General features: G+C 31.7%; 11 protein-coding genes. 6 read left to right on the forward strand and 5 right to left on the reverse strand.

Annotation, left to right across the window (positions count from 1 at the left end; translation table 11 throughout):
* Window positions 1–94 precede the first annotated feature (94 nt).
* Genes HY951_04880 through HY951_04890 form a run of 3 tightly spaced genes read right to left on the reverse strand, consistent with a single transcriptional unit; the run spans window position 95 to window position 4,030 of the window.
* Window positions 95–1,129 (reverse strand): RluA family pseudouridine synthase, encoded by a 1,035-nt coding sequence (locus HY951_04880; protein ID MBI5539371.1) that lies wholly within the window; start codon window positions 1,127–1,129, stop codon window positions 95–97.
* Window positions 1,129–3,222 carry a T9SS type A sorting domain-containing protein gene (locus HY951_04885; GenBank protein MBI5539372.1) on the reverse strand — a complete coding sequence of 698 codons (2,094 nt, stop codon included), beginning with the start codon at window positions 3,220–3,222 and terminating at the stop codon, window positions 1,129–1,131. The genes HY951_04880 and HY951_04885 overlap by 1 nt, the downstream gene beginning before the upstream one ends.
* Window positions 3,212–4,030: a PASTA domain-containing protein gene (locus HY951_04890; GenBank protein ID MBI5539373.1), complete on the reverse strand. Its 819-nt coding sequence runs from the start codon at window positions 4,028–4,030 to the stop codon at window positions 3,212–3,214. The genes HY951_04885 and HY951_04890 overlap by 11 nt, the downstream gene beginning before the upstream one ends.
* Before the next feature lie 127 nt (window positions 4,031–4,157).
* On the opposite strand from HY951_04890, the gene HY951_04895 reads away from it, so the two are divergent.
* On the forward strand, window positions 4,158–5,003 hold the full coding sequence (locus HY951_04895; GenBank protein MBI5539374.1) for an SUMF1/EgtB/PvdO family nonheme iron enzyme: 846 nt from the start codon (window positions 4,158–4,160) through the stop codon (window positions 5,001–5,003).
* A gap of 2 nt (window positions 5,004–5,005) precedes the next feature.
* Here the strand turns inward: HY951_04895 and HY951_04900 are convergent, their stop codons facing one another.
* Window positions 5,006–5,497: a hypothetical protein gene (locus tag HY951_04900; protein MBI5539375.1), complete on the reverse strand. Its 492-nt coding sequence runs from the start codon at window positions 5,495–5,497 to the stop codon at window positions 5,006–5,008.
* 158 nt (window positions 5,498–5,655) lie between these two features.
* On the opposite strand from HY951_04900, the gene bcp reads away from it, so the two are divergent.
* The 5 genes from bcp (at window position 5,656) to HY951_04925 (ending at window position 11,027) form a co-directional block, all read left to right on the forward strand.
* The gene (gene bcp / locus HY951_04905) at window positions 5,656–6,123 is read left to right on the forward strand and encodes a thioredoxin-dependent thiol peroxidase (GenBank protein ID MBI5539376.1); all 468 of its coding nucleotides are present in this window, start codon (window positions 5,656–5,658) and stop codon (window positions 6,121–6,123) included.
* Between the two features lie 10 nt (window positions 6,124–6,133).
* Window positions 6,134–7,162, forward strand: a complete 1,029-nt coding sequence (gene recA / locus HY951_04910; protein MBI5539377.1) for a recombinase RecA — start codon at window positions 6,134–6,136, stop codon at window positions 7,160–7,162.
* A 14-nt stretch (window positions 7,163–7,176) separates the two neighbouring features.
* Window positions 7,177–8,232 (forward strand): tetratricopeptide repeat protein, encoded by a 1,056-nt coding sequence (locus tag HY951_04915; GenBank protein ID MBI5539378.1) that lies wholly within the window; start codon window positions 7,177–7,179, stop codon window positions 8,230–8,232.
* 16 nt (window positions 8,233–8,248) lie between these two features.
* Window positions 8,249–10,393, forward strand: a complete 2,145-nt coding sequence (locus HY951_04920; protein ID MBI5539379.1) for a S9 family peptidase — start codon at window positions 8,249–8,251, stop codon at window positions 10,391–10,393.
* Window positions 10,394–10,550: 157 nt separating this feature from the next.
* The gene (locus tag HY951_04925) at window positions 10,551–11,027 is read left to right on the forward strand and encodes a DUF2721 domain-containing protein (GenBank protein ID MBI5539380.1); all 477 of its coding nucleotides are present in this window, start codon (window positions 10,551–10,553) and stop codon (window positions 11,025–11,027) included.
* Between the two features lie 76 nt (window positions 11,028–11,103).
* Here the strand turns inward: HY951_04925 and HY951_04930 are convergent, their stop codons facing one another.
* Window positions 11,104–11,910, reverse strand: a complete 807-nt coding sequence (locus tag HY951_04930) for a hypothetical protein (protein ID MBI5539381.1) — start codon at window positions 11,908–11,910, stop codon at window positions 11,104–11,106.
* Between the last annotated feature and the right edge of the window lie 48 nt (window positions 11,911–11,958).

The raw sequence follows: 11,958 nt of genomic DNA on the forward strand, positions 1-11,958 counted from the left end.
TTTAAATGTTTATTTACGGTGCAAATTTATATTAATAGTTTTTTAATTCTCAAAAAAAAATAAAAAATTTATTATTTTTATAAACAATAGAAGTTTAATTACTTGCAGCGAATTCTCTCCATTTGTTAATTAAATCTGCCATGTCGGAAGGTAGTTCAGAGTCGAAAAAAAGCCTTTTTTTTGTTAAAGGATGATAAAATCCTAAAGATTTTGCATGAAGTGCTTGTCGTGGACAAATATTAAAGCAATTTTCAACAAATTGAGTGTATTTTGCAAAGTTATTTCCTTTAATAATTTTATTACCACCGTACATTAAGTCGCTGAATAAAGGGTGTTTAATGTATTCAAAATGTGCTCTTATCTGATGAGTTCGTCCGGTTTCAAGTTTACATTCAATAAGAGAACAATATCTGAATTCATCAATAACTTTATAATGTGTAACCGCATGTTTTCCGGAATCGCCATCTGGGAAAATTGTCATTTTTTTTCTGTCGCGGGGAGACCTTCCAATATTTCCGTTTATAGTTCCTGACTTGTTATCAAATGTACCCCACACAAATGCTAAATATGTTCTTTCTGTTGTTTTATCAAAAAATTGTTTTGCAAGTTTTGAGTGTGCCAGTTCATTCTTTGCAACAACAAGTAATCCAGAAGTATCCTTATCAATACGATGAACTAAACCTGGTCTGATTTGCCCTGTATTAAAAAGTGGAAGATCTTTAAAATGCCATAGTAATGCATTGACCAATGTTCCTGTATAATTCCCTTTTGCAGGGTGTACAACCATTCCGGCTGGTTTATTAATTATAACCAATTCATTGTCTTCGTATACGATCTCAATCGGAATGTTTTCTGCCAGTACCTCATGTTCATTTGGTGGATAAGGTAAAACAACTGAAATTACATCAAATGGTTTTACCTTGTAATTTGATTTTACAGGGTTGTTGTTAACTAAAATACAATTAGAAATAGCTGCATTTTGAATTCTGTTTCTTGAGATATTTTCTAAACGTAATCCTAAAAATTTGTCAATACGAAGTAGCGATTGTCCTTTATCTACAATTATTTTAAAATGTTCAAAAAGGTCGCTAGATTCTTCGTTTAATAAAATATCTTCTTCCTCGTGCATTACCTATTAATAATAAGTTTTCGAGTGAATTGCGATTTCCCGTCAGATCCTCTTAATATGTATACACCTGAAGGTATAGTTGAAACGTTAATTTGCTCATTCTCAGTTTTTGTTTGTAATACTACTCTTCCTGTAATATCAAAAATCTGAAAATTATATGCAGAACTAACATTTATGTTGATATAATCTGATGCAGGATTAGGATAAATGCTTATCTCTTTGTTTATTACAGATTCGTTAATGTTAACAAATGGCATAGTGCTAAAAACAGGTCTCATCATAGGCGTACCTGCATATGGAATATTTTGCCAGTTTCCAGAAATATTATAAAAAACCTTTGAAGAATTATCGCTGTTTAAATCAAATCCCATATTTAATAAGTCCTGAGTAGTTTGAATCCAGCCAACAAAAAAGGTGTCAGTTATAAATATTGAAGTGTCTAAACTGTAATAGTGAAATTCATTTAAACCATGAAATTGAGGTTTTTCTCCCATTTGGCTGTAAATGATTTGACTTGGTCTTCCGTTTGCTGCACTCCATATTGTTAAATAAAAGAATTTTTGATTTGCATCATTAAGGGCTCTATTAAAAAACATATACACACCCCTGATTGTGTCTGGCTTTAATGTGTAAAATTTAAATGCTACTTTTCCATTCTGAGTATTGTTACCTGCTAAACCAAAACCATATTCTGCAGTTCCGTCATCATAAGCATAGTGGCTCTCGAATTTTTGATAGAATTTTAAGGTGTCGTTCCAGCGATAAGGAGCATGAATATCTAAGGTGCTGAATGTTTGGCTAATTCTTACTTCAAAATTTGCCTGATTATCCGAATTAAATGGAAAATAATTTGCAGTATCTTTTCTTATAAAATAATAATCTGTAAAAGCTGTGTCATTTTCATTTCCAAGTGAACGATCGAAAATAACAGTATTATTAGTTTTATTTGTTATTTTATATCTGCATTGAACATTTCTTAAAGTATCACTTAAATTTCTGTAAAAAAACTTTAATGTGTCTTTCTTTTGATTTGTAACACTTTTATAATGAGCCCATGGAACAGAGTAGAAATTTTTAATAAATGGACCGGCATTATAAACAAATGCAACGTCATTTGGTATAGTATCAAACTGATTTCTATTTTTTCCAATTTTAACGTAATCAATATTCCACATATCAACATTACTAGCAAAACTTGGAATTGTTGAAGTTCCAATACTTGCATAATTTTTAAACCTGAACTGAAATCCCTTTATAAAATATGTCGAAACTGTTAAGGGAATTAATACTTGTTTAAAAGCATGATTTGCAGAGCCTGGTTTTGACCAGATATGTTTCCAGGAGTTACCCGGAACTTTAAACTCAAGAACTAATGAGTCTGCTGCTTCGGGAGCGTTACCACCAATTCCTTGTGGTTGATAATAGAAGCTTAAGTACAATGAATCGGAAGGATTAATGTTATATGTTATGGTTTTATCTATATGAGTATAAGTGCTTGTTGATGAGTCGTACGTGTATAAAGAGTCGCTTACTACTAAATTGCCATAATATATGAAGTAATTTATATTATAAGTAACAGGCTCGGTCATGCAATTATGAACTGTTCCTCCACTTACATATGAAAGTGAATCTGCAGGGTAGTAAATTTGATTACCTGTATGATAAAATAATAAAGTGGATGAAATCAAAATCGGATTTGTAATAATATGAGTAAGTAAATTTATAGGTTTTGATGTAAGTGTATCACTAATAAATCCGTTTGATGTGGCATTTGAATGAAGTTGTCCTGCAAAATTTAAAGCATCAAAAGTAGCAACTCCAATTGATGGAGGGTTATCTCCGTATGACTGATTTACAAATACTGAATTGTCTAGCCAGTTTGATTGGTCGGGGTAAACTGAATATTTTGAAAAATCGTCGAAAAAGGGAAATGATATTGTATCATTTGAAAGAAGATTTTTTGGGTTATCTGTATTTTCTTTAATGTATTTTTCAATAACCGGGTTACTTTCAAGTGGTACTAATACAACTTGTGCATTAGTAATACTTACGATGAAAGTAATTAAAAAAGTAAAAAATATTTTATAAGCCATCGGGTGGTGTATTTTCTGTTGATACCTCGGGAATTAAATCATTATCTAATGTTAGCCAAATGTCAATATAACTGCCTAGTTTAATGTCATTGTCATTACCTGATTTAGGATGTTGTTTCCAGATTCTTGCTCTTGTTGAATCTTTAGTAGTTTTAACAGTTTCGTCATAATCTGCAACCCCAATATTTAACGAAAGTGAAGAAAGTTTTAATTCTGCTTCGTCATTTGTTAATCCTAAAACATTTGGAATAAATGTATTCTCGTTACTTTCGCCTTTACCAACTACTAAGTCAATTGTTGATCCTTTTATAATAAGAGTGTTTGCTTTAATTGGTTTTCCTTTAAAATTTTGTTCAAGAACTGTTGTCGAAATATCAGGCACGTATCTTAGTTTCCCTATTTTTAATCCGAATATCTCAGCATCTGAAGTTGCTTGTCTTACCGAAATTCCTGTTAAATCAGGCATTGGAACTTTTTCAGGTTCCTGACCATTAATAATTAGATATATTGTTCTTCCTGTTTTTACCTTGCTGTCGGCTGTTGGAACCTGTGAAACAACAGTTCCTTTTTCTTTTTCCTGAAAATGTACAGAGTCAGAAATTTCAACTTTAAAATCTTTGTCTTCAGCCATTCTTTGAGCCTGCTCAAATGTTAAACCGCTAAAATCCGGCACCGATATCGCTTCACCATGATGTGTGTAAAAATTAATAGAGAAAAAACTAAGTGTTAGTAAAAGTATAGTAATACCTATAGCTAAACCAAGATGCTTAAAAAAAACACGACTTTTTATAAATTGAAATAGACTCATTTTAGATGCTGTAACGTAAAGACAAAAATAAAATTATATTTCGGTAGTAGAAAACAAATTTTTTAATAAGTTCGCCGTTATCTATATTTATTAAATGTTAATATTTAGAAACATAAAGCTAACAATTATGAAAATAACATTATTTGCATTTTTGTTTTTGGTAATTTCAAACTTAAATGCGCAGAAAAATGATTTAATTTTTACTTATAAATCAATTAACAAAAACTATGTTAAGGTTGATTCAATGCTTTATTGCAATGTTTATGAAACCACAAATGTAGAATATCGCGATTTTTTATCAGAGTTAAAACAAAGCGGAAAAATTGAAGAATATAAAGTTGCATTGCCCGATACTAATGGCTGGAAAAGTAAAAATGCTTATAATGAACCTTATGTTGAATTATATTTTCGCCATCCTGCTTATCAGAATTATCCTTTGGTAAATGTTTCCTACGATCAGGCAATAAAATATTGCGACTGGCTGACTCAAAAATATAATTCTCAGGCAAAAAGAAAGTTTAAAAAAGTTGTTTTCAGATTGCCGAATAAAACTGAATGGGAAAATGCTGCACATGGCGGGTTAAAAGAAAATGTTTATCCTTGGGGTGGGTATTATTTAGTAAATAATAAAGGCGGAAAAGCGTGTAATTATTTAAGCATTGGTGACGAGGGAATTACTTTCGATACAATAAATAAAAAGTTTATTCTTGTAAACTCAATTTTGTCTAATAAACCAGTTTCTTTAAAAGAAATTGAGGCATTGACCATGCCCGCAATGTATTATGAGCCAAACGGATTTGGAGTGTATAATATTGCTGGTAATGCTTCTGAAATGATAAAGGAAAAAGGAATTGCAAAAGGTGGTAGTTGGATTAGTCCTGGTTATGATGTCAGAATTGAATCAGAGGAATTTTATTCCCATTCATCAAATCATATGGGGTTTAGAGTTTTTATGCAGGTATTGGAGCAATAATTTTAAAAACTACCAATGTTTACAACCTTAGGTGTTGTTATTGTTGCATGCCCTTCGGGAACCATTATCGAAACAGGGGCAGCTGGTCCGGCAACTCCATTGTTTTTTGCAATCCATATTTTATAAACCTGACCTTTTATTGCGCTTGCACCAAAACCTTGTAATCCCGAAACTGATTTGTTTACTCTTGTAATTTCAACTGGTTGTTTGTAAAATTTAATATCGTCGTGATCTTTTTTTAATGAATATGGTTTAATTGTAGTTCTTAAAGTTTTACCATCGTCGTTTACTAAACCACCACCGGCAATTTCGCAGAATTTTACTGCACAATCATCAAGGTTTGTAATATTCAGTATTTCAACATATTTATCAAGGGTCTGCTTAACATTTGCGGGTAAATCTGATGAAGGAATGTCGTTTAATTTTGATTGAGCCGATAAAAAATTCGGAATCTGTACAAGTGTGAGCAATACAACAAATGCAATTGTTTTCATATCTATATTAGTGTTTAATTTAAAAATAAAGATAGTTATATTTTATTTATTGCACATCAAATTTATAGTCATAAATTTTACTAAAGGTTGAAAAAAATTCTGCTGAAAATGGTAATAAATATTTTTTTATCGGTAGGTTTGTTGAAAACATAATTATTATGTCAGAAATAATAGAAGGTGCGAAAGCACCGCAGTTCAGTGGCGTTGATCAGCATGGAAAAACAATTTCATTAGCTGGCTTTAAGGGAAAAAAAGTTGTACTATATTTTTACCCAAAAGATAATACTCCGGGTTGTACTGTTGAGGCATGTAATCTTCGCGATCACGAGGGATTATTTAAGAAATCGGGTTATCAGATTATTGGTGTAAGTGCAGACAGTGTTGCTTCACACGAAAAATTTGCAACACGGTTTGGTTTGCCTTTTCCATTGATTGCTGATACTGAAAAAGTCATATGTAATTTATATGGCGTTTGGGGTGAAAAAAAATTTTTAGGCAAAACTTTTAATGGAATTAAAAGAACTACCTTTGTTATTGATGAAAATGGAATTATAGAAAAAATCATTACAAAAGTCAATACCAGTGCACATACCTCACAAATTCTTGATCAAAAAATAATTAAATAACAAATATAAAATGGAAAGTAAGAAAGAACAAAAAGACCAATCTCTTTTGAAGGAAAAAATGAAAGCCCTTCAATCAACTTTAGAAAAAATTGAAAAAGATTACGGTAAAGGTACCATTATGAAAATGGGTGACCAGATTATTAGTGATATTGCAACTATTCCTTCCGGATCAATTGCTCTTGATATAGCTCTTGGTATTGGAGGTTATCCACGTGGAAGAGTTGTTGAAATATACGGTCCAGAGTCATCTGGTAAAACCACTTTAGCAATACATGCAATTGCAGAAGCACAAAAAGCAGGTGGTATTGCTGCTTATATTGATGCAGAGCATGCTTTCGACAGAACATATGCAGAAAAACTAGGTGTTGATGTTGAAAATTTATATATTTCTCAACCCGACAATGGTGAGCAGGCTTTAGAGGTTACAGATAATTTAATTCGCTCAGGAGCAATTGATATTATTGTTATCGACTCAGTGGCTGCACTTACTCCAAAAGCTGAAATAGAAGGTGAAATGGGTGATTCAAAAATGGGATTACAGGCTCGTTTAATGTCACAGGCATTAAGAAAATTAACCGGAAATATTAGCCGCACAAACACCTGTTGTATTTTTATTAATCAGCTTCGCGATAAAATCGGAGTTATGTTTGGAAGTCCTGAAACAACAACCGGTGGAAATGCTTTAAAATTCTATTCTTCAGTTCGTTTAGATATTCGTAAAATTTCTCAGTTAAAAGAAGGCGAAGAAGCTTTTGGAAACAGAGTTAGAGTTAAAGTTGTAAAGAATAAAATGGCTCCACCTTTCCGTAAAGCTGAATTTGATGTGGTTTTTGGTGAAGGTATCTCAAGAATTGGTGAGATTATTGACTTAAGTGTAGATAACAATATAATTAAGAAAAGCGGTTCATGGTTCTCTTATGGCGAAACCAAGCTTGGACAAGGAAGAGACGCTGTTAAACAAATTTTAACAGATAATCTGGAACTTACCGAAGAGCTTGTTGCGAAAATCAGAGAAAAGCTTGCAGTTGTAACAAAGTAAAATTTTAAATCAATATGCCTGAAATTATTTTCAGGCATTTATTTTTTATTGTAATGAGAAAATATATTGTATATATTGTTATTCTAATTGGATTTATTTATGCTTGTGATACAAATTCTGAAAGCACACAGGTTATATTGAATAAATCCTTAGATTCGTTAAGCATACCAGAAATATCAAATGCAATTAGAAAAACTCCAAAAAATGCTGAGCTTTTCATGCGTCGTGCAGAGCTTTATTTTAATAAAATGGATCTTGATAGTGCAATAAACGATGCAATAATTTCAACAAGATTAGATTCGCTAAATGCAAAGTATTTTATACGGTTAAGTGAGTTTTATATAACAAACGGTAAATCAGAAGAATCAAAGCTGATATTGGAAAAATGTAATCGAATTAATCCAAATAATGACGATGTTTTGGTTAAGCTGGGTACACTTTATTTTTATGTTAAAGATTATAAAAAAGCAACCGAATATCTTGATCTTGCTGCAACTGTAAATTCAAATAATGCAACAATGTTCTTTGTTCGAGGCATGATTCATCGTGATAAAAAGGAAAATAATGCTGCAATTCTGAATTTTCAGAAAGCTGCCGAAAATAATGCCGAATATTTTGAAGCGTACATGATGTTAGGAATGTTATTTTCTGAATTAAAAGATTCAATAGCAATTCAATATTATAAAACTGCTATTAATCTTAATCCAAAGGATATTCAGCCACACTATAATCTTGGTATGTTTTATCAGGAAAATGAAAGATATGATGAAGCTTTGAGGGAATACCAATATATTTTACGCAATTTAGATAAATCATATTGTTATGCCTATTTTAATCAGGGTTATGTGAATATGATTTATGCTTTGGATTACGAGGAAGCTATTAAATATTTCGATTCTACTTTGGCTTCAAAACCAGATTATGTTGAAGCAGTATATAATAAAGGATATTGTTATGAGAAAATGAAAAATAAAGATAAAGCAAGAGAATTCTATACTCAGGCTAAAAATATGGTAACTAATTACCAACTCGCTATTGATGGATTGAATAGGTTAGACAAGAAAAAATAAATTAATAATTGTAATAATGAAAAAATCAATTTATGTAATTGTTGTTATTCTGATATTTGTTATTGGAATATTTTTAGGGAAGTATAATTTTAGTTTCAAAACCGGAAATGCTGATTCTGTTTCTGAATCTGCAACTTCTTCTTTAGTATTTGATTCTTTGGCAAGTCAGCCAATTAATGAAACAAAGGTAAGCCCGGAACTATTATGGAAATTCGGAAGAATAGGTGAAATAAAACTATCGCCCGATGGTAAAACTATTGTGTATTCTGTTACACGACATTCGATTTCTGCTAATCGTGGTTATACCGATTTATTTTCTGTACCTGCGGCTGGTGGCGAAGCAAAGCATTTAACAACTTTTGCAGGTTCTGAATTTAATCCGAGATGGAAACCGGATGGTTCGAAAATAGGCTTTATTGCTGATGAAGATGGAACTACGCAAATATGGGAGATGAATATAGATGGTACAGATCAAATTAAAATTTCTGATATTCCAGATGGAATCAATAGTTTTGAGTATTCTCCTGATGGAACAATGGTTCTTTATTGTAAAGATGTAAAAGTAAGACAAACACCTCAGGATATTCATGCAGATTTACCAAAAACAGAAGTTTACATGGCGACAGAACTTATGTATCGTCATTGGAATCATTGGGAAGATGCAAATGTAAGTCATGTGTTTTATAGTGTAATAAAAGACGGAAAAATTTCAGCCGGAAAAGATATCATGGAAGGTGAACCTTATGATTCTCCACTTTCACCATATTTTGAAGGTGAAGAAATTAGCTGGAGTTCAAATAGCAAAGGTATTGCATATACATGTAAGAAAATGACTCCAAACGAATACTCTATAAGTACAAATAGTGATGTATATTATTATAACATCGAGACGGGCAAAACAGAAAATCTTTCAGAGGGAATGCCAGGTTATGATAAATATCCTTCATTCTCGCCTGATGGAAAATTTATGGCATGGCAAAGTATGCCTACCCCAGGCTATGAATCTGATAAACAAAGATTATTTTTAATAAATTTATCTACTAAAGAAAAGAAAGATTTAAGTCAGAATTTTGATCAGAATGCAACATCTTTTCAGTGGAGTGCAGATAGTAAAAAGATTTATTTTATAAGTGGAATTCGTGCAACAGAACAGGTTTATTCTGTAGATTTAGAAACAAATTTTGTAAAACAGATTACTTTTGGAAAGCATGACTATACTACTATCGGGTTGGTTGGAGATATTATGATCGGTGGCAAAATGTCAATTGCAATGGCTACAGAGATTTATAATATTAATTTGAGTGACGGAAAAGAAACTCAGCTAACTTTTACAAATAAAAATATTTACGATAAAGTTAAAATGGGTGAGTCAAAAGAACATTGGATTACAACAACAGACAATAAAAAAATGTTAGTATGGTATATTTACCCACCTGATTTTGATTCAACAAAAAAATACCCTGCTTTGCTTTATTGCCAAGGTGGTCCGCAAAGTACCGTAAGCCAGTTTTTTAGTTACAGATGGAATTTTCAGATTATGGCTGCTAATGAATATATTATTATTGCTCCAAACCGTCGTGGTGTTCCATCATTTGGTCAGGAGTGGAATGCTCAAATTTCCGGTGATTACGGTGGTCAGAATATGAAAGATTATTTATCTGCAATAGACGAAGCAAAAAAGGAAAGTTATATCGATGGAGAACGTTTGGGGTGTATTGGTGCTAGTTATGGCGGGTTCTCTGTTTATTGGTTAGCTGGTCATCACCAGAAAAGATTTAAAGCATTTATTGCACATTGTGGCATGTTTAATTTGGAAAGTCAATACGCTGAGACTGAAGAAGAGTTTTTTACAAACCACGATTTAGGTGGACCATTCTGGGATAAAAATAACAAAGTAGCTCAGAATACTTATGCAAACAGTCCTCACAAATTTGTGCAAAACTGGGATACTCCAATAATGATGATATCCGGAGGAAACGATTTTAGAATTCCATATACTGAAAGTATGCAGGCTTATAATTGTGCTCAATTAAGAGGAATTCCAAGCAAGCTTTTAATTTTTCCAAATGAAACACATTTTGTACTTAAACCACAGAATAGCATTTTATGGCAACGTGAGTTCTTTGGTTGGTTAGATAAATGGCTAAAGCCATCAAAATAATAAATTGTATAAACCTAACAGAAATTAAGAATCTGTTAGGTTTATTTATTTACTGAATTAAATCGAAATTTGTTTATAATAAGGAATATTAATTTTATGATATATGTATTAAAATCTTGAATACATATATACTAATTTTGCTAAAAATATTTTTGTTATGAATATAGATATTTCAATTGTAAACATAATTCAGGCAATGCTTGCACCAGGAATTATGATCTCAGCCTGCGCTCTTTTACTTCTTGGAATGGGAAATAAATATTCCGCAACTGTAGCCAGAATAAGAGTTTTAAACGAAGAAAGAAGGAAGCTTTTGCTTCATGCAAAAGAAACTAAGGTAATTTACGAAGAGGGTATAAGGATGCATAGTATAAATGCACAATTAATAAGATTTCAAAGACGTTTGCGACTTGTTAGGGATGCTGTAGTTTTTTATTCTTTAGGAGTTGCTTTTTTTATATTATCATCGTTATTTATCGGATTAAAAATTCTTGTAGAGTATGATTATAGCCAATATGTTATTCTATCTTTGTTTTTAATAGGGATGATGTTCGTTCTTTCGGGAGTTATTTTAGCTGCAGTAGAAGTAGTTAAAGGTTTTAAGATTATTAAAATCGAAATTCTCGATATTTAATGTATTTCATAAAATGTATTATGAAACCTAACTGGCTTTTTAGACCTGTTAGGTTTTTTTATAACAAATTATAAATTTATCCTTGTTTAATAACTCCTGTATTGTAATCTAACTGTGATCCGAACATACTATGAGGTATACTATATACTACTAAAGTAAGTATAGCTGCAAAAATAATCCAGCCTCGGCGTTCTTTATTCCAGTTTGCTCCAACTGCAAAAAGCCATCCTGTAAACCCAATAAGTGTTTTGTTATCTGTTAAATCCCAGCCAAAAGGAACACCTGTCCATAATTCGCCAAATGCAAATTTTTGTACTACCGGACCTAAAAACAAACCTCCAATGATCATAACTAATAGAGTTATTAATGCCCATTTCTTTTGTTTAGCTCCTCTTCCAATTGCTAGTAAACCCGTGAAATTTGAAAAAAACATAGCTAGAAACATAAAGAATATATGTGGAATTAGAACCCACATTGGTACACTACCTTTAAATCTTACTACTACAGGAGGTTCAGTTTCGAGTTTGTCATTAGGATGTAATTTTAACCTAACAATATACTGTAATTTTCCTGCTGCAGGTTGTGATGGCATTGATGCGGTTAATGTATCACTGTGATTTTTCATTTCTAATATTGTCCATTTATCAGGAGTATTGAAACGTTTATAATACAAATATCCACTAGCTTCTTTCCCAACTGCGGGAATATTTATGGCAAGATCTTTACCTGTATCAGATGAGCGAATAAGTTTGAACTTTACAATTTCATTGCCTGTTTGTATTTTACAACGTTTAGGGTAGGTTGGACCTGTAATGCGTTGATAATAGGCCGCAGATAATGTTATAATAAAAGCTAGTATCCAAAATATCCAAGTTTTTTTCATAAAATTATTTTTTTGTAAAAATAAAGAAAAAACATAGCTAAGCAAATT

It is taken from the genome of Bacteroidia bacterium (assembly GCA_016218155.1).
Classification (GTDB): domain Bacteria; phylum Bacteroidota; class Bacteroidia; order Bacteroidales; family GWA2-32-17; genus GWA2-32-17.

Excerpts from the sequence above, each read along its gene's own strand:
- HY951_04880 (MBI5539371.1), bottom strand. The coding sequence starts at position 1,129 with ATGCACGAGGAAGAAGATATTTTATTAAACGAAGAATCTAGCGACCTT.
- HY951_04885 (MBI5539372.1), bottom strand. The coding sequence starts at position 3,222 with ATGGCTTATAAAATATTTTTTACTTTTTTAATTACTTTCATCGTAAGT.
- HY951_04890 (MBI5539373.1), bottom strand. The coding sequence starts at position 4,030 with ATGAGTCTATTTCAATTTATAAAAAGTCGTGTTTTTTTTAAGCATCTT.
- HY951_04895 (MBI5539374.1), top strand. The coding sequence starts at position 4,158 with ATGAAAATAACATTATTTGCATTTTTGTTTTTGGTAATTTCAAACTTA.
- HY951_04900 (MBI5539375.1), bottom strand. The coding sequence starts at position 5,497 with ATGAAAACAATTGCATTTGTTGTATTGCTCACACTTGTACAGATTCCG.
- bcp (MBI5539376.1), top strand. The coding sequence starts at position 5,656 with ATGTCAGAAATAATAGAAGGTGCGAAAGCACCGCAGTTCAGTGGCGTT.
- recA (MBI5539377.1), top strand. The coding sequence starts at position 6,134 with ATGGAAAGTAAGAAAGAACAAAAAGACCAATCTCTTTTGAAGGAAAAA.
- HY951_04915 (MBI5539378.1), top strand. The coding sequence starts at position 7,177 with ATGCCTGAAATTATTTTCAGGCATTTATTTTTTATTGTAATGAGAAAA.
- HY951_04920 (MBI5539379.1), top strand. The coding sequence starts at position 8,249 with ATGAAAAAATCAATTTATGTAATTGTTGTTATTCTGATATTTGTTATT.
- HY951_04925 (MBI5539380.1), top strand. The coding sequence starts at position 10,551 with ATGAATATAGATATTTCAATTGTAAACATAATTCAGGCAATGCTTGCA.
- HY951_04930 (MBI5539381.1), bottom strand. The coding sequence starts at position 11,910 with ATGAAAAAAACTTGGATATTTTGGATACTAGCTTTTATTATAACATTA.